Origin of the sequence: Pedococcus badiiscoriae (assembly GCF_013408925.1) — a bacterium.
GTDB lineage: Bacteria > Actinomycetota > Actinomycetes > Actinomycetales > Dermatophilaceae > Pedococcus > Pedococcus badiiscoriae.
Genome location: NZ_JACCAB010000001.1, coordinates 1,470,893 through 1,492,411 on the forward strand (window position 1 = coordinate 1,470,893; position 21,519 = coordinate 1,492,411).

The following is a 21,519-nucleotide window of genomic DNA, read 5'->3' on the forward strand; positions in this document are numbered from 1 at the left end:
GTCAGATCTCGGTCAGGTGTCAAGGCTCAGATGTCCAAGAACCGCACGTCGCGGGCGTTGCGCTGGATGAAGCCGCGTCGGGACTCGACGTCCTCGCCCATGAGGATCGCGAAGATCTCGTCGGCGGCTGCCGCGTCGTCCAGGGTGACCTGGAGGAGCACCCGGTGGTCGGGGTCCATCGTGGTCTCCCACAGCTCCTGGTAGTCCATCTCGCCCAGACCCTTGTAGCGCTGGATGCCGGCGTCCTTGGGCAGGCGCCAGCCCTGGGCCTGACCCGCCTGGACCATGGCGTCGCGCTCGCGGTCGGAGTAGGCGAACTCGTGCGGGTGGTTGCTCCACTTGAGCCGGTAGAGCGGGGGCTGCGCGAGGTAGACGTAGCCCTCCTCGATCAGCGGTCGCATGAACCGGAAGAGCAGCGTCAGCAGCAGCGTGCGGATGTGCAGGCCGTCGACGTCGGCATCGGCCATCAGCACGATCTTGTGGTAGCGCGCCTTCGTCTTGTCGAAGTCCTCGCCGATGCCGGTGCCGAACGCCGAGATCAGCGCCTGGACCTCGTTGTTGGCCAGCACCTTGTCGATGCGGGCCTTCTCGACGTTGAGGATCTTGCCGCGGATGGGCAGGATCGCCTGGTTGTGCGGGTTGCGACCCCGCACCGCCGAGCCGCCGGCTGAGTCACCCTCGACGATGAAGACCTCGGAGATGGCGGGGTCCTTGCTCTGGCAGTCGCGCAGCTTGCCAGGCAGGCCACCGGACTCGAGCAGGCCCTTGCGCCGGGTCGCCTCGCGCGCCTTGCGCGCGGCCATCCGGGCGGCCGCGGCCTGGACGGACTTGCGGACGATGTCCTTGCCCTCGGTCGGGTGGGTCTCGAGCCAGTGGCCGAACTCGTCGGTCATGGCACGCTGGACGAACCCCTTGACCTCGGAGTTGCCGAGCTTGGTCTTGGTCTGGCCCTCGAACTGCGGCTCGCCGAGCTTGACCGACACGACGGCGGTCAGTCCCTCACGGATGTCGTCGCCGGTGAGGTTCTCGTCCTTCTCCTTGAGCAGGTTCTGCTTGCGCGCGAAGTCGTTGATGAGCTTGGTCATCGCCGCGCGGAAGCCTTCCTCGTGGGTGCCGCCCTCATGGGTGTTGATCGTGTTGGCGTAGGTGTGCACCGACTCGGAGTAGGCCGTGGTCCACTGCATGGCCAGCTCGAGCGACAGCTGCCGTTCGGTGTCCTCGGACTCGATCGAGATGATGTCGGCGTGCACCGGCTCGGCCTTCTTCGAGCTCACCAGGTGCGTGACGTAGTCGACGAGGCCGTTGTCGTACCGGTACGTGACCTTGCGCGGCTTGCGCTCCGAGGCGTCGACCGTCTCGGCGTCGTCGGCGGCGCTCTCGGGCTCGCGCTCGTCGACCAGGTTGATGGTCAGGCCCTTGTTGAGGAAGGCCATCTGCTGGAACCGCGCCCTGATCGTCTCGAAGTCGTAGGTCGTCGTCTCGAAGATGCCGCCGTCGGCCCAGAACGTCACCGTGGTGCCGGTGCGGGGGGACTCCTCCATCCGCTCCAGGGGTGCGGTGGCCTCGCCGCGGTTGAACGAGATCCGGAAGACGTGCCCCTTCTGGTGCACCTCGACGTCGAGCCGGGTGGAGAGGGCGTTGACGACCGAGGACCCGACGCCGTGCAGGCCGCCGGAGACCTTGTACCCACCGCCGCCGAACTTCCCTCCGGCGTGCAGCTGGGTGTAGACGACCTCGACGGCGGACTTGCCCTCGCCGGCGTGGATGTCGGTGGGAATGCCGCGGCCGTTGTCGGCCACGCGCACCCCGCCGTTGGCCAGGAGCGTGACGTCGATGGTGTCGGCGAAGCCGGCGAGCGCCTCATCGACCGAGTTGTCGACGATCTCCCAGACGAGGTGGTGCAGTCCGCGCTCACCCGTCGACCCGATGTACATGCCCGGGCGCTTGCGCACCGCCTCGAGACCCTCGAGGACCGTGATCTGGCTGGCGTCGTACTCCGATCCCGGAGCCGCACCGGCGAGGTCCGCCTCGACCACCTCGCGGGCTGCCTCGGCCTGGGCGGCCGTGAGGTTCTCCGTGGCGGGGCTGGCGCTGCTTGCCGCCGGGTTGCTGCCCGGGGCGTCGAGGGTGCTGCTCGGGGTGCTGCTGTCTGCGGGGGCGTTCTGGTCTGGCGTGTGGTCAGCCTCGGACACGGTGCTCCTTCTCCGGTGGCACAGCGAGCACGGGGTCTCCCTAGTGCTCACCGAACCCGCTCATGGCACGCGACCAGACTGGAGACCAGCTGGTCGCGAATTCACCTCACAGTCTACCTGTCGCCACCGTCAGATCTCACGTCAGGAGGCCCGGGAACGCGGATTTGGGACAAAAAACTGCCCTTTCACGGGTGGGGATACGCGGACCGCCCCCTGAGCGCCCGATTCTCGCGTTTCCGTCAGTCACCCAGGGTGCGCTGGAACAAGTCGCGCACCGGCTCCGGTATGCCGTGCTCCGGCAGCGTGATCTCCTCCCCATCCGGGGGGCACGCCACGTGGTACGTGAAGGCGTCCGGGACCGCCCGGTCGGGCGGGGACGCGGCCAGCTCGCGCAGGCGGTCGTCGGCCAGCAGTGAGCGCCATCCCTGCGCGTCCTCGTCGGGCAGGTCATCGAGGGCAACTGTGCGCGCCCTGCGCAACCCGGCCAGGCCACCCGTCCGCCGGACCTGCACCTGCGTCGCGGTGGGGGCCGAGCTCCCCGCGGGGGCGTCGCCGGCCGACCCCACGCCGCCCCCCACACCTCCGCCGGGGGCGTTCCCCGCCACCTGGCCAGCAGCGAGCACGCCGACCCGCTCCCACGCGGCCTGGATCGCCCCCGCCTGGGGTGAGCCAACGGCATACTGGCTCTCGGCGGCGGCCACGGTCAGCCGCGCGAACGCCGCGAAGTCGGCGGTGGCGGGCAGCCGGCCACCCGTGAGCACGTCGAACCAGACCTGTCCTGCGCCCTCCCAGGCGTTGCCGCCGATCGCGGTCGCGGCCAGGTAGAAGGCGTGGTTGGGGATGCCCGAGTTGAGGTGCACGCCGCCGTTGTCGTCGGTGGTCTGGACGTAGTCGGCCATCCTCGCGGGCTGCGGGTCCTTGCCGAGCTGGGGGTCGTCGTAGGCGGTGCCGGGGGCCTTCATCGAGCGCAGGGCCACGCCCTTGACCTGCGCGTTGAACAGTCCGGCGCCGATCAGCCAGTCCGCGTCGGCGGCCGACTGGCCGAGCGTGCGCTGCTTGACCAGTGACCCGAAGACGTCGGACAGGCTCTCGTTGAGCGCGCCGGACTGCCCCGAGTACTGCAGGGCGGCGGTGTGCTCGGTCACCCCGTGGGTGAGCTCGTGCCCGATCACGTCGAGGGCGATGGTGAAGCGGTTGAACACCGTGCCGTCGCCATCACCGAAGACCATCTGGGTGCCGTCCCAGAAGGCGTTGTCGTAGCCGGTGCCGTAGTGCACGGAGCCGAGCAGTGGCAGGCCCCGGCCGTCGAGGGAGTCCCGGCCGTACACCTGGTCGAACAGGCTCCAGGTGTGCCCGAACCCGTCATAGGCCTCGTCGGCAGCCGGGTCGCCGGTGGCCGGCTGGCCCTCGGTGCGGACGGTCGTGCCGGGCGTGGTCTGAGTGCCGTGGGCGTCCGCGATGGTGCGCTGGGGTCCGGTGCCGTCGTCGGCGTGCGGCGCCCGGATCCCGCCCTGGTGCTCCACCGGGTGGTCGGTCGTCGAGGAGGTGCGGGGCGCGGTCGCCGAGCGGTGGCTGCGCAGGGACCGGTCGCGTTCCAGCGATCGCCGCGCGCACTCCGCGACGGCCTCGTCGCGGTGACCGGTCAACGCCGCCAACAGGTAGGGCGGGACGATCCCGCAGGGGTGGCTCGGGCGATCGGTCATGGCTTCATCGTGCGCCGGGGGACCGACACCCGCATCCCGTGACAGGTCCGGATCAGAACTCGATGACCTGCCTGACTGCCCGTCCAGCGGCCAGCTCGTCCATCGCGTGGTTCACGTCGTCGAGCCCGATCCGCGCAGACACCAGCGCCTCGACCGGGAGCCGGCCCTCACGCCACCACTGGGCGAGCACCGGGATGTCGCGCGACGGCACGGCCGAGCCGAGGTAGCTCCCCATCACCGTCGTGGCCCGGGCGACCAGGGCCAGCGGCGAGATGCTCGCCCGGGCGTCGGGGTGGGGCAGACCGACCGTCACCATCCGTCCCCCCGGCGCGGTCGCCGCGAGCGCCGCCTCGAAGGCCGGGACCACCCCGGCGGCCTCGACCACCACGTCCGCCGTGGTCCCATCGCCGGCGAGCTCCTCCGGGCTGAGCGCCCGGCTCGCCCCGAGCGCGAGGGCCTGCTCGCGCTTGGCTGCGACCGCGTCGACGGCCACGACCTCACCGGCGCCGATCGCGACGGCGGTGAGCACCGCGGCCATCCCGACGCCGCCGAGCCCCACCACCAGGACCCGCTGCCCGGGCGACGGGGGAGCCGCGTTGAGCAGGGCTCCGCCACCGGTGAGCACGGCGCACCCGAGCACCGCTGCCACCGCGGGCGGCACGTCGTCGCCGACAGCCACCACGGAGCGCGTGTCCACGACCGCGTGCGTCGCGAACGCCGACACCCCGAGGTGGTGGTGCACGGGTATGCCGCGGCGGGACAACCGTCGCCCGCCCCCGAGCAGCTCGCCCGCGTTGTTGCTCGCCGAGCCCGGACCACACGGCATACGCCCGTCGGTGCCGCAGCCGGCGCACTCGCCACACCGGGGAAGGAAGGTCATCACCACCCGCTGGCCCACCGCGAGGTCGGTGACGCCCGGGCCGAGCCGTTCGACGCGACCGGAGGCCTCGTGGCCGAGCAGCATCGGCACCGGCCGCGCGCGGTTGCCGTCGACGACCGAGAGGTCGGAGTGGCAGACGCCGGCTGCCTCGATCCGCACCAGCACCTCACCGGCCTCGGGCGCGGCCAGGTCGAGCGGGCCGACGGTGAGGGGCCGGCTTCGACCGAAGGGAGCGTCGCGCCCGACCTCCTCGAGGACCGCCCCGACGATCTCCATCAGCGCGCCGCCACGGCCTGCTCGAGCAACTCTCGCACCGTGGCCGGCATCGGCACGGAGGCACGCGAGTCGCGGTCGATGTACACGTGCACCCAGTGGCCCAGCGCCGCGAGCTCGGCGCTCTGCGCGTCGAAGAGCCCGAGGGAGTAGGTGATGCTGCTGCGCCCCAGCCGCTCCACCCGGACCGCGACGTCGAGGGGACGCGGGTACTCCAGCTCGCGGAAGAACCGGCAGCCGGACTCCGCGACGACCCCGAGCTCGGGCGAGGCCATCACGTCGAACTCGGCCCCGGTGACCAGCCACCCGTTGATCGCCGAGTCGAACAGCTCGTAGTAGACGGCGTTGTTGAGGTGGCCGTACATGTCGTTGTCCGACCAGCGGGTCGTGACCCGCACGACGTGGTCGAAGTGGTCGCGCGTGAGGTTTCGGTCGGCGTCGGCCGTCATACCTCGATCCTAGGGAGCGACCGGAGGGTCACGCTCGCGACCGGCACCGGCCGGGTCAGCCGTAGGTGTCGCGCGGACCGGGACCGGTGGAGCGCCGTGGACCCTTGGACCACGACGGCGCGCTGGGGCCGACGATCTTCAGGGCCGTCACAGTGTCCTTGCCGACCTCCCCCTCCAGCCTGGACATGATGGATGACTCCAGGAGCTTGAGCTGGGTGGCCCAGGCGGTCGAGTCGGCGCGGACCGTGAGGACCCCGAACTCGAACGTCACCGGCGTGCAGTGCTGGGCGACCTCTTCCCCGACGATGGCCGGCCACCGGCCCATCACCGAGCCGACGGCCACGTCGACCTTCCAGCCGCGGTCCGCCATCAGCCGGTCCATCTGGTCGCCGAGCAGCAGCGGGTCGCGACGGTCGGCCTTGGAGCCCGGCGTCTGGACGCCGATCTGCCGCCGCCGCATGGGCTTGAGTCCCGGTCGCAGCCCTTTCTCACGGGCGGCCGCGCGGGCTCGCGCCAGTGCGGCCTCCGCGGCGTCATCGACCAGGGCCGTCGGGTCCGGTCCACCTGCGGACTGGTCGACGCCCACCTGGTCGACGCCCGCCTCCGGCTCCAGTGCCCCCTGCCGCTCCGTCTGGTCACTCACGACGGGCCACCTCTCCCAGGGTCACCGCGAAGGTCTGGCCCACCAGGCTCCGGGGCACGTCGGCGTCCACGGCCGCGGTGATGAGCACCTGCTCGCAGTCCGCCACCATAGCCGCGAGCCGCTCGCGTCGGCCGGTGTCGAGCTCGGCGAACACGTCGTCGAGGATGAGCACCGGGTCCTCACCGAGGTCGTGTCGCAGCAGCTGGTATGCCGCGAGCTTGAGTCCCAGCGCGAAGGACCAGCTCTCGCCGTGGCTGGCGTAGCCCTTGGCCGGCAGGTCGCCGAGCGACAGCACGAGGTCGTCACGGTGGGGGCCTGCGAGGGAGATGCCCCGCTCGATCTCCTTGTCCCGCGCCTCGTCGAGGGTCGCCAGGAGCTCGGCCCGCAGCGCGTCGATCTCGGGCACCTCGCCGGCGGCCAGCGACGCCGCGGCCGCCTCGCGCAGGGAGCTCTTGTAGGACACCCGGGCGTCGGACTGGCCGGCGCTCACCTCGTCGTAGGCCTTGGCCAGGTAGGGACCGAGGTCGCGCAGCAGCCGGAGCCGGGCGTAGAGCAGCTGGGAGCCGACGGTGCTGAGGTGGTCGTTCCAGATGTCGAGGGTGTGCAGGGCCGAGGCGCGGGCGTCGTCGCCGGGTTCGTCGCCGGTTCGCGAGGGGGGCCTGCGCCGGGACCCCTTGCGCAGCAGTGGTTGCGCGGACTTGAGCAGCGCGTTGCGTTGTCTGAGGATCTTGTCGTAGTCGCTGCGCACCGCGGCCCAGCGCGGCTGGCGGGCGACGAGCAGGTCGTCGAGGAAGCGACGGCGCTCCGACGGGTCACCCTTGACCAGGGCGAGGTCCTCCGGGGCGAAGAGGACCGTGCGCAACGTGCCCAGGACCTCGCGTGGTCGCGACACCGGGGAGCGTCCGAGTCGCGCCCGGTTGGCCCTGCCCGGATTGAGCTCCAGCTCGAGCATGGTCTCGCGGCCGCCGCGCACCACGGCCCCGCGGATCACCGCCTGCTCGGCACCGAAGCGCACCAGCGGCTGGTCGGTGGCCACCCGGTGGCTCGACAGCGTGGCGAGGTACCCGATGGCCTCGACGAGGTTGGTCTTGCCCTGACCGTTCAGTCCCACGAGGGTCGTAACGCCGGGCTCCAGGGGGAGCTCCGCCGCGGTGTAGCTGCGGAAGTCGGCGACGGTCAGGTGGCGGACGTGCATGGTCGCCCGATCGGGTGCTCGAGGGATCGGCCGCTGGGCGCGGGGCGCTGGGTCAGCTGGACTTCTTGGCGGCGCGCTTGGTGGTGGACCCGGTGCCGGAGGACGGGCCGGCACTGGCTGCCTTGCGTCCCTTGGCAGCCGCCTTGGCCGCACTCTTGGTCGGCTTCTCCTTCGTGGCAGCCTTGGCCGCGACGGCCTTCTCGTGCTTCGGCGCCCCTTCGGCGCGCAGCTTCTCGCCCTCGGCGACGGACATCACCTGGTGCCCACCGAACCCGCCGCGCAGCGCCGCCACGGCCTGCATGGTGGGGGACTCCTGCTGGCGGGAGGCGAACCGGGCGAACAGCGACGCGGAGATGACCGGCATGGGGACGGAGTTGGCGATCGCCTCCTCGACGGTCCACCGGCCCTCGCCCGAGTCGACGGTGTAGCCCGAGACGTCCTCGAGGTGCGGGTTCTTCTCCAGGGCGGCGACCAGCAGGTCGAGCAGCCACGACCGGACGACGGTGCCGCGGGTCCAGGCCTTGAAGGCCCCCGGGACGTCGGTCACGATGTCCTTGGCCTCGAGCAGCTCGTAGCCCTCCGCGTACGCCGCCATCAGGCCGTACTCGATGCCGTTGTGCACCATCTTCGTGTAGTGCCCCGCGCCGACCTTGCCGGCGTGGACGAAGCCCTCCTCGCGCGGACCCTCGGGGCGCAGCGCGTCGAAGATCGGCATCGCCTTGCGCACGTTGGCCGCCGAACCGCCGACCATCAGGCCGTAGCCGTTCTCCAGGCCCCAGATGCCACCGCTGACGCCGCAGTCGAGGTAGCCGACGCCCTCGGCCTTCAAGAGCTTCTCGTTCTCGAAGTCGTCGGTGAACCGGCTGTTGCCGCCGTCGATGACCATGTCGCCCTTGTCGAGCAGCTTCGCGAGCTGGGTGACCGTGTCCCGCGTCGGGGCGCCGGACGGCACCATGACCCACACGGTCCGGGGGGCGTCGAGCGCCTTCACCAGGGCAGCCATCGACTTCACGTCCGACACCGCGGGGTTACGGTCGAAGCCGACCACCTCGTGCCCCGCGCGGCGCAGCCGCTCGCGCATGTTGCCGCCCATCTTGCCGAGACCGATCAGACCGAGCTGCATGGAACGACGCCCTTTCGAATGGGTGGAGCGTGTGGGTGGTGCGGTGTGCCGCGAAGCCGGCTACGCGGCATACCCCGTGGTGCGCGTGCTCAGGCTACGCCCGGGGGTGGTCAGCTCGCGAAGCGAACAGGCATCAGCACGTAGCGGTAGGAGGTGTCGGCCTCGCCGTCCAGCTCGTCCTGGCCGGACAGCACCGCCGGGCGCGAGGGCTGGGTGAAGGAGAACCGCGAGTAGTCGGTGCCGACCGCGCCGAGGCCGTCGAGCAGGAACTGCGGGTTGAACGCGATCTCGAGCTCGGGCCCGGTCAGGGTCGACTCGACCGCCTCGGACGCCTGGGCGTCGTCACCGGTGCCGGCCTCGATCGCGACCTGGCCGTCGGTGAACTTCAACCGGACCGGGGTGTTGCGCTCTGCCACGAGGGCGACGCGCTTCACGGCCTCGGTGAGCTCGGAAGTCTTGAGGACCGCCTCGGTGTCGACGGTGGTGGGGAAGATCGAGGTGACCTTGGGGTACTCGCCGTCGAGCAGTCGGGTGGTGGTGCGGCGCTGCCCGGCCTCGAAGCCGACCAGCCCGTCGCCACCGGCCGAGGATCCGAGGGCGACCTCGATCGACCCTGAGGCGCCGAGGGCCTTGGCCGTCTCGGACAACGTGCGCGCCGGGACGAGCGCGAGGTGGCTGGCGTCGGTGGCCTCGGGGTTCCAGGTGAGCTCGCGCATGGCCAACCGGTAGCGGTCCGTCGCGAGCAGGGTCATCTTGTCGCCGTCGATCTCGACCCGCACGCCCGTGAGAATCGGCAGGGTGTCGCCGCGGTCGGCCGCGATGGCGACCTGGGCGACGGCCTGGGTGAACACGTCACCGGCGATGGTCCCGCTGGCCGTGGGGGAGGTCGGCAGGGTCGGGTAGTCGTCCGCCGGCATCTGCATCAGGCTGAAGCGCGAGGAGCCGCACACCACGGAGACCTTGGATCCCTCGGTGGCGATGTCGACCGGCTTGCCGGGCAGGTTGCGCGAGATGTCGGCCAGCAACCGGCCCAGGACGAGCACCGTGCCGCCCTCGGCGACCTCGGCAGCGACGGTGATCTTGGCCGAGACCTCGTAGTCGAAGGCCGAGAGGGTCAGGGTGCCCTCGTCGTTCGCCTCGATGAGGACACCCGCCAGGACCGGGACCGGGGGGCGGGCCGGGAGGCCGCGGGCCACCCAGGTCACGGCGTCGGCGAGGACTTCACGTTCGACCCGGAACTTCACCGTGACTACCTGCCCTTCGCACGCGGCCCCGCCGCCGAAACTTCAAGAATGTGACTCACGAATGTGACTGCGCACTGACCCTAGTGCTCAGGGTGCACTCGGCCAACCCGGATGGGTCAATCCGGGTCGCTGATCGTCGCTGCGTTTTGTTCTTGTCATTCGTGGGTCTGGAGCTGGTGCTCGTCAGGGTTGGTACTCGGGGCTGGATCGCTGAGTGGAGATGGGTAGTCGTTGTCATAGGGGGTGTGGATCCTGTGGACGACGCGCATCGGTGCAGGTCACGGCGGCGCGTCCGGTGTGTATGCCGGGTGGACAACGCAGCGGACAACCTGGTGCGGGCTGTGGAGACGCCGACGCCGCCCACACCCTCTCCACACGGCATACCCCGTTGTCCACAGGCAGGGCGGACCTCGTGCACGGGTTGTCCACTGTTTGTCCACAGCCCTGGTTGCCGACGGCGAACGGGCGGGGAACGGAAATCAGCCGTTCGGTGGATGGCGGGACGGACAGTCCACATACCCACAGAGTTGTCCACAGGTGTGGACCATGGGCCAGGTTCCCGAAATGTCCGGATGTGGGGCGCGATCCACGCTCGGCTGAGCACGAGATGCGCGAAGGTCGCGCGGAGGTGAACAGGCCCGCACACCTGTGCACAAGCCTGTGGAGAACCCGTCGGCGGGTGGGGAGATCTCGGTGGATCCGGCCTGGATCGGCCCCGAGTCGGGCGGAAGATGTCAGCGGGACTGCTGCTTGATCCGGTTCGTGAGCTCGGTGACCTGGTTGTAGATCGCCCGGCGCTCGGCCATCAGCTGACGGATCTTCTTGTCCGCGTGCATGACCGTCGTGTGGTCGCGTCCACCGAACTGCTGGCCGATCTTGGGCAGCGAGAGGTCGGTCAGCTCGCGGCAGAGGTACATCGCGATCTGGCGGGCGGTCACCAGGACGCGCGAGCGCGAGGTGCCGCAGAGGTCCTCGATGGTCAGGCCGAAGTAGGCGGCGGTCTGGGCCATGATCGTCGCGCTGGTGATCTGGGAGCCCTGCTCGTTGGGGATGAGGTCCTTGAGCACGATCTCGGCCAGGCCCATGTCGACGCTCTGCCGGTTCAGGCTGGCGAAGGCGGTGACCCGGATCAGGGCGCCCTCGAGCTCGCGGATGTTCGTCGAGATCCGGCTCGCGATGAACTCGAGCACCTCGTCGGGCGCACTCATGCGCTCCTGGATGGCCTTCTTGCGCAGGATCGCGATGCGGGTCTCGAGGTCGGGCGGCTGGACGTCGGTGAGCAGGCCCCACTCGAACCGGCTGCGCATCCGCTCCTCGAAGCCGGACAGCAGCTTGGGCGGGAGGTCACTGGTGATGACGACCTGCTTGTTGGCGTTGTGCAGGGTGTTGAACGTGTGGAAGAACTCCTCCTGCGTCTGCACCTTGCCCTGCAGGAACTGGATGTCGTCGATGAGCAGCACGTCGACGTCGCGGTAGCGGCGCTGGAACCCGGCCGCCTTGTCGTCGCGGATGCTGTTGATGAAGTCGTTGGTGAACTCCTCGGAGTTCACGTAGCGCACCTTGACGTGCGGGTAGAGGTTGCGGGCGTAGTGCCCGATCGCGTGCAGCAGGTGCGTCTTGCCGAGCCCGGACTCCCCGTAGACGAACAGCGGGTTGTACGCCTTGGCCGGCGCCTCGGCCACGGCCACCGCGGCCGCATGGGCGAACCGGTTGCTCGCACCGATGACGAACGTGTCGAAGGTGTACTTGGGGTTGAGCCTGGTCGCCGACTCGTCGGTGATGCTCGGGACCTCGTCGCGGGGGCGGCGCTGCGGCTCGGCGGCCGGGGTGAGCGGGTAGACGTTGTCGACCGGGGCATGGTGGGCGGGCTGGCCGTGCTGCGGCGGGAGCTGGTGACCGAGCTCGTGCTGGGCCGCGCCCAGCTGCTGGTCGCCGACGAACCCCGTCGTGTCCTCACCGTGGTGGGACTCGTCGAGGGACGTGTCGACCGTGACGGCGAGCTGGACCGGCTCGCCGAGCTGGGAGGACAGCGCCTGGGTGACGGCGTCGCGGACCCGCTGCTCGACGACGTCCTTGGTGTAGTCGTTGGGCACCTTGACCAGGGCGGTCCCGTCGAGCAGGCCGGCGAGGCGGGCCAGGGTGAGGAACGCGCGCTCCCGGGCGGGGAGGCCGTCGGCATCGAGGGTGGCGATGGTGTTCTGCCAGATCTGTGTGAAGTCCAGATCTGTCTCACTCACCGGTCCCACATCCCCTTCCGACTGTCTGGCTGCTGCGTGACGCAAGGGCCGTCGTGCCTGGTCCGCCGTGCCCGACCATCACTGTGCCTTATCCACATAGTTATCCACAACCTGTGGGCAAGGGATGGGACGAGGAGGGACGCTAACAACCGCGGGCTGGCCGGGCAAGCGAAACGGCGGAAATTGGGTGCCCCCCTGCGGAAAATGAGCCTACCTCCACGGCGTGTCTGGGGGAAATGCGCCAAAGTGGGTGCTATTGACGTTTCACGACCCCCTCGTATGCCGCGTGGCCGGCGCTGGTTTGACCCTGCCGTGGGCGCTCGCGTACCTTGGAACCGGCCTGTCGGCCGTTTTCGCATGCCCGTGACGCCCTCGATCGCCGGTGCCAACCACCGAAGATCGGCTTTGCGGGTCTCCGATTGCGGCCGACCCCCAGCCGCCCATGCACTCAGCAGGCCACCCGGGCCTGACCAGTAACGGAGATCCTCGTGAGCAAGCGTACTTTCCAGCCGAACAACCGTCGTCGGGCCAAGACCCACGGCTTCCGCCTGCGCATGCGCACCCGCGCCGGTCGCGCCATCCTGTCGGCCCGCCGCGCCAAGGGCCGCACCGAGCTCTCCGCCTGAGGCCGACCCCGTGCTGCCCGCGGGGCACCGGCTCCGTGCGAGTTCGGACTTCGCGGCGACCTTTCGGGGGCCCAGGGGAGCTCGAGCTGGCTCCACGCTGATCGTGGTTCACGCCAACCAGGCCGACGCGCGTGCGGGACAACCGCCGCGGGTCGGTTTTGTTGTCTCCAAAGCCGTGGGTGGAGCGGTCGTCCGGAACCGGACCAAGCGTCGCCTGCGCGCGCTGATGGCTGCTCGGGTGGGCTCCCTGCCCCTGGGGGTCGACCTCGTGGTCCGGGCGAATCCTTTTGCAGCACAGGCGAATTCGTCGTCACTCGGCCTCGAGCTGGACGGTCTCCTCGCACGGGTGACCGCACGACTCGGCGGAGTACGGGCATGAGCGTGCTCACGAAGGTCGTCGCCGCGCCCCTGATCGGGCTGCTGGTGTTCTACCAGCGCTTCATCTCCCCCATGACTCCCCCCAGCTGCCGGTACTACCCCTCCTGCTCGGCCTACGCGCTCACCGCGATCAGGCGCTTCGGGCCGGTCAAGGGAACCTGGCTGGCCGCCAAGCGGTTGGCTAGGTGCCACCCCTGGGCCGCGGGTGGGGTCGACCACGTTCCAGCACGACCAGCTCACGCCGCCTAGCGGCGGGCACCAGACCTGCCGGCCGCGCGGCATACCCGTCGCACGGCCGGAACCACCGGTGAACCGTCACCTCGACGGCCCACCACCAGATTGAGGACGACATGAGCTTCAGTGACCTGATCTACCCGTTCGAGTGGATCGTGTCGTGGATCCTGTGGGGTTGGCACTCCCTGTTCACGACCCTCGGCATCCCGTCCGACTCGGGCGTCGCGTGGACGTTGTCCATCGTCGGCCTCGTGGTGGTGATGCGGGCCGCGATGATCCCGCTGTTCGTCAAGCAGATCCACGCCTCGCGACGGATGCAGCTCATCCAGCCCGAGATGCAGAAGATCCAGGCGAAGTACAAGGACAAGAAGGACCCGGACTCCCGTCAGGCGATGACGCAGGAGACCATGGACCTGTACAAGCGGACCGGGACCAACCCGTTCAGCTCGTGCCTGCCCATCCTGCTGCAGTCCCCCTTCTTCTTCGGGCTGTTCCGCGTGCTCAACGGGCTCAAGAACATCTCCAACGGCACGATCGCCCCCATCGGCCCGATCACCCGCAAGCTCGCGGGCGAGGCCGAGACGTCGACGTTCTTCGGTGCCCAGCTGTCCGACAAGTTCATCGGCGCCAACAGCATCACCGTGCAGATCGTCACGATCCTGCTCATCGTGCTCATGTCCGCCAGCACCTTCACCACCCAGCGCCAGCTGATGATGAAGAACATGCCGGCCTCGGCGCTGGACAACCCGTTCGCCAAGCAGCAGAAGATGCTGCTCTACCTGATGCCGTTGTTCTTCGCCATCTCCGGCGTGAACTTCCCCATCGGTGTGCTGCTCTACTGGCTCACCACCAACGTCTGGTCCATGTGCCAGCAGTTCTACGTGATCCGCAAGATGCCCGCACCGGGGTCGCTGGCCGAGAAGGCCATGCAGGAGCGGCGTCGCAAGAAGGGCAAGCCGGTCGAGGAGTTCACCGTCAAGGGCCTGGACAAGGCGGAGGACACCGAGGCGCCCAAGCCGAGCGGCCAGCGGGTGCAGCCCACGCGGAACAAGAAGAAGAAGGGCGCTGCGGTGGGTTCGGCCAAGAAGCCGACCACCGGCGGTGCCACCACCGACCCCAAGCCCCAGACCGACAACTGAGAGTGACCACCATGACCGAGCAGAACAACACCGTGGTGGACGACACCCAGACCGACCCCAACCAGACCAACCCCAGCCAGACCACCGAAGCCCAGACCGGTGAGACGGTGCCGGCGCTCGACGCCCCCGCCCCCGACGCTCCGGCGACCGCTGAGCCCGCGGGAGACGACGACGACACGGTTGACGACACGGTTGACGAGGCGGGCGAGGCCCGCCGTCGCCCGACGAAGGTGGCCGACCTCGAGCGCGAGGGCGAGGTCGCGGCTGACTTCCTGGAGACCCTGCTCGACATCGCGGACCTCGACGGTGACATCGACGTCGATGTGGACGGCGATCGTGCCGCGGTATCCATCGTCGACTCCGACGAGGGCCGCGTGCCGCGTCGGCTGGTCGGCCAGGACGGCAAGGTCCTGGACGCGCTGCAGGAGCTGACTCGCCTCGCCGTGCAGTCGGCCACTGGTGAGCGCAGCCGTCTGATGCTCGACGTCGCCGGCCACCGGGCCGAGCGTCGGGCATCCCTGGTCGAGGTGGCCCACGCGGTCATCGAGCAGGTCAAGGCATCGGGCGAGAAGGCCGAGCTGGAGCCCATGACGGCCTTCGAGCGCAAGGTCGTGCACGACGAGGTGCTCGCTGCCGGCCTCACATCCGAGTCTGACGGTGTCGAGCCCCGGCGCTTTGTCGTGGTGCTGCCGGCATGACCACGGTCGACACCTGCGTGTTTCACGTGAAACAGGACGCATGACGTCGCACGAACGCACTGACGACGGGCGCGGGACCGGTGAGACCGGGACCGCGCCCGTCGCGTCGTCCGAGGGTGCTCCCCCCGCCGCCCTTCCGGCTCCCACCGCGCCGGCTGCCGCCGCGGTCGTCTTCGGACCCCATGTGGCCCTGGCCGAGCGATTCGCTGCGATCTTGGCTGACACCGGGGTGTCGCACGGGCTGATCGGTCCGAGGGAGGTGCCGATCCTGTGGGACCGGCACATCCTGAACTGTGCCGTGGCGCACGAGGCCTTCCCTGAGGGTGCAAGCGTCGTCGACGTGGGTTCAGGCGCGGGACTGCCCGGCCTGGCCCTGGCCATCGTGCGACCCGACCTTCACCTCCACCTCGTGGAGCCGATGTTGCGTCGGACCACCTGGCTCTCGACCACCATCGCCGAGCTCGGGCTCGAGAACTGCACCGTCCACCGCGGGCGGGCCGAGGAGTTCGCCGGGACGCTGACGGCGCCGTATGCCACGGCACGGGCGGTCGCCCGGATCGACAAGCTCGCTCGGTGGACGTTCCCGCTACTCGCCGACGGCGGCACGCTCGTCGCCCTCAAGGGGGAGTCCGCCCCGGCCGAGCTGGCAGCTGAGGAGAAGGTGCTGCGCAGGTTGGGGATGGTCGAGGCGAGGGTCGTGACCTATGGCGCGGGGTTGCTGCCTGTGGCGACGACCACGCTCCAGGTCACCCTGGGCGCCCGTCCGGCTCCCCGGCGCGCCTCCGCCCGTCGTTCCGGGAAGCGCTCCTGATGGACTCGTGCGTCCGGCGCCGCCTCCCGCGTTGTGACCCTCGCGCGATCTAGGGTTGGATGATGTCCATGGCCAACGAGGTAAGTGCGTGAGCACAGCAACACTCCAACTGACCAAGGGACTCGGATGGCCGCGGCGGCCAGACCGCCCCAGCACCCCTCTCGGCTGGCCCCTCGATGGCCGGCAGCCGAAGGTCGAGGCGGTTTCACGTGAAACGGCCTCGATCCCCGTCCGCGAGACCGAGCGGGACGAGCACTCCACGAACGGCACGAATCTGACGGCAGGGGATGACTCGGTGACCGGAATCGGCGCAGGGGACGGCAGCGCCGTCACCGTTTCACGTGAAACGGATGGTCTCGACGAGGCTGAGGTCGGGACCACGCCGGCCGGCAGCTCCAGAGTCGACTCGGCGGCGGCCGAGGAGGCCTTGGCTGCTGTCGTTTCACGTGAAACGGAGGAGCGCGAGGAGCTGGCTTCCTCTCTCCCCGTCGCTGACCGGGACACGCCTCTGGCTCAGGCGGTCGCGGAGGATGCGCGCAAGCGGATCGCCCTGACCGGGCGGGTCTTCCCGAAGCCGACGGCCACCCGCGTCCTCACGGTGGCCAACCAGAAGGGAGGGGTCGGCAAGACGACCACGACGGTGAACGTGGCCGCCGCGCTGGCGCAGGCCGGGCTCACCGTGTTGGTCATCGACATCGACCCCCAGGGCAATGCGAGCACTGCCCTCGGAATCGACCACCACGCCGAGGTGCCGAGCATCTACGACGTCCTCGTGGATGGCACGCCGATGGCCGACGTTGTCCAGGAGTGTCCGGATATCGCCGGGTTGTGGTGTGCTCCCGCCACGATCGACCTCGCCGGTGCCGAGATCGAGCTGGTCTCGCTGGTGGCCCGCGAGACGCGCCTGCAGAAGGCGATCGCGACCTACCTGCGTGAGGCCACCGAGAATGACGGCCCGGCGCCCGACTACGTCCTGATCGACTGCCCGCCGAGCCTCGGCCTGCTCACCGTGAATGCCTTCGTCGCGGCGCAGGAGGTCTTCATCCCGATCCAGTGCGAGTACTACGCGCTCGAGGGCCTGTCGCAGCTCCTCAAGAACATCGAGCTGATCCGCAACCACCTGAACCCGTCGCTGCACGTGTCGACCATCCTGCTGACGATGTATGACGGTCGGACCCGGCTCTCGGCGCAGGTCGCCGAAGAGGTCCGCAACCACTTCCCCGCGCAGGTCCTGCGCAACACCGTGCCTCGTTCCGTGCGCATCTCCGAGGCGCCGAGCCATGGCCAGACCGTGATGACCTACGACCCCAACTCCAGTGGCGCCCTGTCCTACCTCGGGGCCGCTGCCGAGCTTGCCGACCGCGGCGCCGCCACCGCCGACCACTCGACCGCGTCCACCCAGAACTGAGAGAAGACACCATGAGCGAGAAGCGCCGCGCACTCGGCCGGGGCCTGGGTGCCCTCATCCCCAACGCCCCGACCTCCCCCAACGGCCGTCCCGTGGACGTCTTCTTCCCGGACCAGCGCCCCGGCGCCACTGCCACCATCGACGCTCCCGTCGACGCCCCGGAACGCCAGGCTGACGGCTCCGCCGGCACGGAGGGCTCGAACGGTACGGCGCAATCCAACGTCACAGCGGACTCGAACGGCACGGCGGACTCGAACGGCCGGGCGAGCTCGGATGACTCGGCGCCCTCTGCCGCGACGGACAACCCGCACGGCCTGGCGCCGGTGCCCGGGGTGTCCTACGGCGAGATCCCGGTGGAGCAGATCCGCCCGAACCCGCGTCAGCCCCGGTCGGTGTTCGACGAGGACGACATGGCCGAGCTGGTCCACTCCATCACCGAGATCGGCGTGCTCCAACCCATCGTCATCAGGCCCATTCCCGCAGGTCAGGGGCCTGACCAGCTCGGCCACGCCCCCGATGGCGTCCTCTACGAGCTCATCATGGGAGAGCGTCGCTGGCGCGCCTCGCAGGAAGCCGGCCGCGCCACCGTGCCCGCGATCGTCAAGGAGACCGAGGACGACGACCTCCTGCGGGACGCCCTCCTGGAGAATCTGCACCGCAGCGAGCTGAACGCGCTCGAGGAGGCCGCGGCATACCAGCAGCTGCTCGAGGACTTCGGCTGCACGCACGACGAGCTGGCCGCCCGGATCGGCCGCTCGCGGCCGCAGATCTCCAACACGCTGCGACTCCTCAAGCTGCCCCCACTGGTGGCCCGTCGGGTCGCCGCCGGCGTCCTGTCAGCCGGTCACGCGCGCGCCCTGCTGGGGCTCCCGGACAGCGCCGCCATGGAGCGAGTGGCCCAGCGGATCGTGGCGGAGGGACTGAGCGTCCGCAATGTCGAGGAGATCGTCGCCGTGGGCGGACCGGACGACGTGGCGAAGCCGCGTCGCCCGCGGGCCGGCAACCGGCATCCGCAGCTCGACGACCTCGCGGCTCGGCTGTCCGACCGGTTCGACACGAGGGTCAACATCGCCCTGGGACAGCGCAAGGGCAAGCTGACGGTGGAGTTTGCCTCGGTCGAGGACCTCAACCGGATCGTCGACATGCTCGGCCTCGACCGCAGCAGCTGACGCGGGCCGCTCGCCAGCGCACCCCGCCCTTCCGCGCGCGGAATTTCGTTGGGGGAGTAGCGGATTCGCCGCAGGATCAGCCGTGGGAGGCGAGGTAGTCGCGCAGGTCCCCGAGCCGCAGGACACCGGTGGTCGCCGTGTCGTCGTCGCCGAGGTACAGCCGCTGCAGACTGACCAGCACGGCCTCGGCGAGGGTGTCCCGGAAGGCGGGGTCGGCCAGCCGTGCGGCGTCGGCGGGGTGCGACAGGTAGCCCGCCTCGATGCGCACGGCCGGCATCCGGGTCTGCTGCAGCAGGGCCCAGGAACGGCCGTGCGAGCGGCAGTTCTCCAGGCCCGTGCGGGCCACGACCTCTCGCAGCACGAGGTCGGCGAGGTGCTCGCCGACGGCGGACCACGAGGTCTTGCGGTCGCGGCCGAAGAAGAAGGTCGCCACCCCGCTGGCCCCCGGGGCGCCGTGGGAGTCACAGTGCAGCGACAGGACCAGGTCGGCTCCGGCGTCGTTGGCCAGGGCGGCGCGCTCGTCCTCGGTGGGGCAGGTGTGCTCGGTGCGCGTGTAGAGGACCGTGACGCCGATGGCCGTCAGTCGACCCTCGATCCGGCGAGCGAGGTCCATGACGAGCTCGGACTCGACGAGTCCGTGGGCTGTCGCGCCGGTGTTGCTGCCGCCATGGCCGGGATCGAGCACGACCGTGCGGCCGGTGAGGCTGTGCCCGGACCGGCGCACGAGCTCGCGCTCACGCAGGACGTTGGCCGAACCCCCGGACACCGAGCGCCGCAGGTCCATGAAGGCTCGCAGTGTGTCGGGACCGACCGAACCGTCGCCCGACAGCCCGTAGGCGCGCTGGAAGCTGCGTACGGCCCGTTCCGTGGCGGGTCCGAACCGACCGTCCACCCGGCCGGCCGCGAAACCGAGGGTGTTGAGACGCTCCTGGAGCGTCACGACGTCCTCGCCGCGCAGCAGGTGGCCCGGGACGTGCTGGAGGATGCGGTCGCCGAGGGCCCAGCGGGCGCCGTCGATGGCGGTGAAGGTCTCAGGGCCCACGACGCCGTCGACGATCAGGCCCTTGTGCTGCTGGAAGGCCCGCACCGCGCGCTCGAGGGACGCATCGAAGAGGGCCGGGTCGAAGGGCGCCCCGCCCGCACCGTCCGCGCTTCCGTTGCCGTGGGCGGCATCGGTCGCCGGAGGGCCGAGATCCGGCCTCTCGGGCAGCTGGTCGGGTGGCAGGGCGGCGAGCCGGGCGCGCACGTCCAGGACAGCGGGGCCGTGGCTGCCGAGGCCGAGCAGGCCGTTCTTGCTGTCGGACACACGGCCTCCTCAGGTGATCGGCGTTCGGCCCGGTGTATGGGCTGGTGGATGGCGTTTGCGCAGGTCAGCGGTGGTGCACCGGGGTCACGGAGCATGGTGGCCGACGCCCGAGCCTAAGTCAGAACGCGGCCACGGACCAACCGGACCAGGTCGCCCGTGGACGCCCTGACTGGCATGCCCTCGGCGCGAAGGACGGCCCGACGAGCACGCGGGTAGACGACGACGCCGGCCGCGCCCGGAGGGGGCGCGGCCGGCATACCGCCAGAGGGTGGGTCAGCCGAGGTAGTCGGCGAGCTCGCGCACGAGCTTCGGCTTGGGCATCGCACCCACGAGGGTCTTCACGACCTCGCCACCGACGTAGACGTTGAGCGTCGGGATGCCGGTGATGCCGTAGCGGCTGCTCACCGCGAGGTTCTCGTCGGTGTTGAGCTTGACGATGTCGATCTTGTCGGCGTGCGCGACGGCCAGCTCCTCGAGGACCGGGGCGACGGCGCGACACGGGCCGCACCAGGGTGCCCAGAAGTCCACCAGGACCGGCTTGTCGTTCTGGAGGACGTCGACCTCGAAGGTTGCGTCCGTGGTGTCCTTGATGGCTCCCACTCGGGGGCTCCTTTCGGTGGTGCTGTGGTTGGGGGTCGGATCAGTGGGTGAGGGCGGGCTCGTCGGTCAGCGCGGCGTCGCTCGCGGGGGCGCCGGCGTGCTCGCGGGCGGCCAGGAAGCGCTCGGCGTCCAGGGCCGCGGCACAGCCCGAACCAGCGGCCGTGATGGCCTGCCGGTACGTGTGGTCCACGAGGTCGCCGGAGGCGAAGACGCCCGGCAGGTTGGTCAGCGTGGTCCGACCCCGGACGAGCACGTAGCCCTCGTCGTCGAGCTCGACCGAGCCCTTGACGAGCTCGCTGCGCGGGTCGTGCCCGATGGCGACGAACAGGCCGGTGACAGGCAGCTCGCGGGTCTCGCCGGTCACGGTGTCGCGCAGCGTGATCCCGGTCAGCTTGGCGTCACCGTGGATGGCCTCGACGGCGGAGTTCCAGGCGAACTTGATCTTCTCGTTCGACAGGGCGCGTTCGGCCATGATCTTGGAGGCCCGCAGCTTGTCGCGGCGGTGCACGATGGTCACCGAGCGGGCGAACTTGGTGAGGAAGGTGGCCTCCTCGACGGCCGAGTCCCCGCCGCCGACGACGGCGATGTCCTGGTCGCGGAAGAAGAAGCCGTCACAGGTCGCACACCACGACACCCCGTGGCCGGAGAGCCGCTTCTCGTCGGGCAGGCCGAGCTCACGGTAGGCCGACCCCATCGCGAGGATCACGGCGTGCGCCCGGTAGGTGTTGCCCTCGGCATCGGTGACGGTCTTGACGTCTCCCTCGAGGGACACGGACTCGACGTCGTCGGTGATGATCTCGGCGCCGAACCGCTCAGCCTGGGCCCGCATGTTCTCCATCAGGTCGGGACCCATGATGCCGTCGCGGAAGCCGGGGAAGTTCTCGACCTCGGTGGTGTTCATCAGCGCGCCACCAGCGGTGACGGCGCCCTCGAACAGCAGCGGCTTGAGGTTGGCCCGAGCCGCGTAGACGGCGGCGGTGTAGCCCGCTGGACCGGAGCCGATGATGATCAGACTGCGGATGTCGGCAGGTGCGGTGGTGCTCACGCGGTTACAGCCCCTTGTGGTCGAGAAGGCGGTGCACCGCTACATACGGTGCCTGTGTCTGCAACCGATCGTAGGCCCTCGATGTTCCCCACCGGTGCGCCGTGCCACGACGCGCCGAACAGCTGCCGCCCCGCTTCAGAGCCGCCCCCCGCGCGCCCTGCGCGCC

At 70.1% G+C, this 21,519-nt stretch carries 20 protein-coding genes; 8 read left to right on the plus strand and 12 right to left on the minus strand.

From position 1 onward, the window contains the following. Positions 1-26: 26 nt before the first annotated feature. The 9 genes from gyrB to dnaA form a co-directional block, all read right to left on the minus strand. Positions 27-2,036, minus strand: coding sequence for a DNA topoisomerase (ATP-hydrolyzing) subunit B (gene gyrB, locus BJ986_RS07050; RefSeq protein ID WP_179423595.1), 2,010 nt, complete (start codon positions 2,034-2,036; stop codon positions 27-29). Positions 2,037-2,431: 395 nt separating this feature from the next. Beyond that, positions 2,432-3,895, minus strand: a complete 1,464-nt coding sequence (locus BJ986_RS07055) for a protealysin inhibitor emfourin (protein ID WP_179421337.1) — start codon at positions 3,893-3,895, stop codon at positions 2,432-2,434. Between the two features lie 52 nt (positions 3,896-3,947). Beyond that, positions 3,948-5,051 (minus strand): alcohol dehydrogenase catalytic domain-containing protein, encoded by a 1,104-nt coding sequence (locus tag BJ986_RS07060; RefSeq protein WP_179421338.1) that lies wholly within the window; start codon positions 5,049-5,051, stop codon positions 3,948-3,950. Then, positions 5,051-5,497: an acyl-CoA thioesterase gene (locus tag BJ986_RS07065; RefSeq protein WP_179421339.1), complete on the minus strand. Its 447-nt coding sequence runs from the start codon at positions 5,495-5,497 to the stop codon at positions 5,051-5,053. Before BJ986_RS07065 ends, BJ986_RS07060 begins: the two co-directional genes overlap by 1 nt. A gap of 55 nt (positions 5,498-5,552) precedes the next feature. Beyond that, positions 5,553-6,140: a DciA family protein gene (locus BJ986_RS07070; protein ID WP_337794959.1), complete on the minus strand. Its 588-nt coding sequence runs from the start codon at positions 6,138-6,140 to the stop codon at positions 5,553-5,555. Further along, entirely contained in the window at positions 6,133-7,335 is a 1,203-nt protein-coding gene (gene recF, locus BJ986_RS07075; protein WP_179421340.1) for a DNA replication/repair protein RecF, read from the minus strand. The genes BJ986_RS07070 and recF overlap by 8 nt, the downstream gene beginning before the upstream one ends. Positions 7,336-7,387: 52 nt before the next feature. Then, on the minus strand, positions 7,388-8,458 hold the full coding sequence (gnd, locus tag BJ986_RS07080; RefSeq protein ID WP_179421341.1) for a phosphogluconate dehydrogenase (NAD(+)-dependent, decarboxylating): 1,071 nt from the start codon (positions 8,456-8,458) through the stop codon (positions 7,388-7,390). Positions 8,459-8,568: 110 nt separating this feature from the next. Next, the gene (gene dnaN, locus BJ986_RS07085) at positions 8,569-9,702 is read right to left on the minus strand and encodes a DNA polymerase III subunit beta (RefSeq protein WP_179421342.1); all 1,134 of its coding nucleotides are present in this window, start codon (positions 9,700-9,702) and stop codon (positions 8,569-8,571) included. Between the two features lie 734 nt (positions 9,703-10,436). After that, positions 10,437-11,939: a chromosomal replication initiator protein DnaA gene (gene dnaA / locus BJ986_RS07090; RefSeq protein WP_179421343.1), complete on the minus strand. Its 1,503-nt coding sequence runs from the start codon at positions 11,937-11,939 to the stop codon at positions 10,437-10,439. Between the two features lie 488 nt (positions 11,940-12,427). Here dnaA and rpmH point away from each other — a divergent pair, with 488 nt between their 5' ends. The 8 genes from rpmH (at position 12,428) to BJ986_RS07130 (ending at position 18,402) form a co-directional block, all read left to right on the plus strand. Next, a complete protein-coding gene (gene rpmH / locus BJ986_RS07095) occupies positions 12,428-12,565 on the plus strand; it encodes a 50S ribosomal protein L34 (RefSeq protein ID WP_140739978.1) in 138 nt (45 codons plus the stop codon). A gap of 10 nt (positions 12,566-12,575) precedes the next feature. Continuing rightward, complete coding sequence (gene rnpA / locus BJ986_RS07100) at positions 12,576-12,944, plus strand: ribonuclease P protein component (protein ID WP_179421344.1); 369 nt, start codon at positions 12,576-12,578, stop codon at positions 12,942-12,944. Further along, on the plus strand, positions 12,941-13,192 hold the full coding sequence (gene yidD / locus BJ986_RS07105) for a membrane protein insertion efficiency factor YidD (protein WP_179421345.1): 252 nt from the start codon (positions 12,941-12,943) through the stop codon (positions 13,190-13,192). The genes rnpA and yidD overlap by 4 nt, the downstream gene beginning before the upstream one ends. Before the next feature lie 101 nt (positions 13,193-13,293). Then, on the plus strand, positions 13,294-14,316 hold the full coding sequence (gene yidC, locus BJ986_RS07110; RefSeq protein ID WP_179421346.1) for a membrane protein insertase YidC: 1,023 nt from the start codon (positions 13,294-13,296) through the stop codon (positions 14,314-14,316). An 11-nt stretch (positions 14,317-14,327) separates the two neighbouring features. Further along, a complete protein-coding gene (locus tag BJ986_RS16295) occupies positions 14,328-15,014 on the plus strand; it encodes a Jag family protein (RefSeq protein WP_238338063.1) in 687 nt (228 codons plus the stop codon). Positions 15,015-15,054: 40 nt separating this feature from the next. Beyond that, the gene (rsmG, locus tag BJ986_RS07120; RefSeq protein ID WP_179421347.1) at positions 15,055-15,825 is read left to right on the plus strand and encodes a 16S rRNA (guanine(527)-N(7))-methyltransferase RsmG; all 771 of its coding nucleotides are present in this window, start codon (positions 15,055-15,057) and stop codon (positions 15,823-15,825) included. Positions 15,826-16,120: 295 nt separating this feature from the next. Then, positions 16,121-17,233 (plus strand): ParA family protein, encoded by a 1,113-nt coding sequence (locus BJ986_RS07125; RefSeq protein WP_337794962.1) that lies wholly within the window; start codon positions 16,121-16,123, stop codon positions 17,231-17,233. A gap of 11 nt (positions 17,234-17,244) precedes the next feature. Continuing rightward, positions 17,245-18,402, plus strand: a complete 1,158-nt coding sequence (locus BJ986_RS07130) for a ParB/RepB/Spo0J family partition protein (protein ID WP_179421348.1) — start codon at positions 17,245-17,247, stop codon at positions 18,400-18,402. 76 nt (positions 18,403-18,478) lie between these two features. On the opposite strand, the gene BJ986_RS07135 is transcribed toward BJ986_RS07130, so the two are convergent. From BJ986_RS07135 to trxB, 3 genes are all read right to left on the minus strand, one after another. Next, positions 18,479-19,708 (minus strand): N-acetylmuramoyl-L-alanine amidase, encoded by a 1,230-nt coding sequence (locus BJ986_RS07135; protein ID WP_337794964.1) that lies wholly within the window; start codon positions 19,706-19,708, stop codon positions 18,479-18,481. 273 nt (positions 19,709-19,981) lie between these two features. Continuing rightward, positions 19,982-20,308, minus strand: a complete 327-nt coding sequence (gene trxA, locus BJ986_RS07140) for a thioredoxin (protein ID WP_179421349.1) — start codon at positions 20,306-20,308, stop codon at positions 19,982-19,984. 40 nt (positions 20,309-20,348) lie between these two features. Next, complete coding sequence (gene trxB / locus BJ986_RS07145; RefSeq protein WP_179421350.1) at positions 20,349-21,353, minus strand: thioredoxin-disulfide reductase; 1,005 nt, start codon at positions 21,351-21,353, stop codon at positions 20,349-20,351. Positions 21,354-21,519 lie beyond the last annotated feature (166 nt).

Coding starts and splice junctions, on each gene's coding strand:
- BJ986_RS07055 (WP_179421337.1), bottom strand. CDS start 3,895: ATGACCGATCGCCCGAGCCACCCCTGCGGGATCGTCCCGCCCTACCTG.
- BJ986_RS07130 (WP_179421348.1), top strand. CDS start 17,245: ATGAGCGAGAAGCGCCGCGCACTCGGCCGGGGCCTGGGTGCCCTCATC.
- BJ986_RS07060 (WP_179421338.1), bottom strand. CDS start 5,051: ATGGAGATCGTCGGGGCGGTCCTCGAGGAGGTCGGGCGCGACGCTCCC.
- yidC (WP_179421346.1), top strand. CDS start 13,294: ATGAGCTTCAGTGACCTGATCTACCCGTTCGAGTGGATCGTGTCGTGG.
- gnd (WP_179421341.1), bottom strand. CDS start 8,458: ATGCAGCTCGGTCTGATCGGTCTCGGCAAGATGGGCGGCAACATGCGC.
- recF (WP_179421340.1), bottom strand. CDS start 7,335: ATGCACGTCCGCCACCTGACCGTCGCCGACTTCCGCAGCTACACCGCG.
- BJ986_RS07065 (WP_179421339.1), bottom strand. CDS start 5,497: ATGACGGCCGACGCCGACCGAAACCTCACGCGCGACCACTTCGACCAC.
- BJ986_RS16295 (WP_238338063.1), top strand. CDS start 14,328: ATGACCGAGCAGAACAACACCGTGGTGGACGACACCCAGACCGACCCC.
- yidD (WP_179421345.1), top strand. CDS start 12,941: ATGAGCGTGCTCACGAAGGTCGTCGCCGCGCCCCTGATCGGGCTGCTG.
- rsmG (WP_179421347.1), top strand. CDS start 15,055: ATGACGTCGCACGAACGCACTGACGACGGGCGCGGGACCGGTGAGACC.